This is a genomic window from Oleiphilus sp. HI0132, from assembly GCF_001635845.1.
Genome location: NZ_LWGJ01000862.1, coordinates 1 through 548, shown reverse-complemented (window position 1 = coordinate 548; position 548 = coordinate 1). Strand labels below are relative to the sequence as shown.

Genomic DNA, 548 nt, shown 5'->3' with positions numbered 1-548 from the left:
GGGATGCTGAATTAAGCCTGACTGATATGATAAATGAAGGTGTACGTCGTGCTTACACTCATCCAGATAACGTCTTACGTGCTTCAATCCTAGATGACCCTGCCGGCGCTCGTAAGAATACTAAAGACAATACACCTGCTGTGATCCACTATGAGATTGTCGAAGGCAACACTGTCGACGTCCAAGTTGCTGCAAAAGGCGGTGGTTCCGAGAATAAGTCAAAAATGGCGATGTTGAACCCTAGTGACAGTATTGTTGACTGGGTTCTGAAAACGGTTCCTACGATGGGCGCTGGCTGGTGCCCGCCAGGCATGTTGGGTATAGGCATCGGTGGTACAGCTGAAAAAGCTGCCGTGATGGCGAAAGAAGCTTTGATGGAGCCGATTGATATTCATGAGCTTCGTAAGCGTGGCCCTCAAAATCGTGTTGAAGAGTTACGTTTAGAGATTATGGATAAGGTCAACGACCTGGGTATCGGTGCTCAAGGCCTTGGTGGCTTAACAACGGTTATGGACGTAAAAATTAACGACTATCCAACGCATGCTGCA

The 548-nt window shown here is 47.8% G+C and carries 1 protein-coding gene; it reads left to right on the top strand.

Annotated features, from left to right (window positions below):
* The coding region (locus A3766_RS09740) for a fumarate hydratase (RefSeq protein ID WP_197479496.1) at window positions 1–548 on the top strand (548 nt) is incomplete at both ends.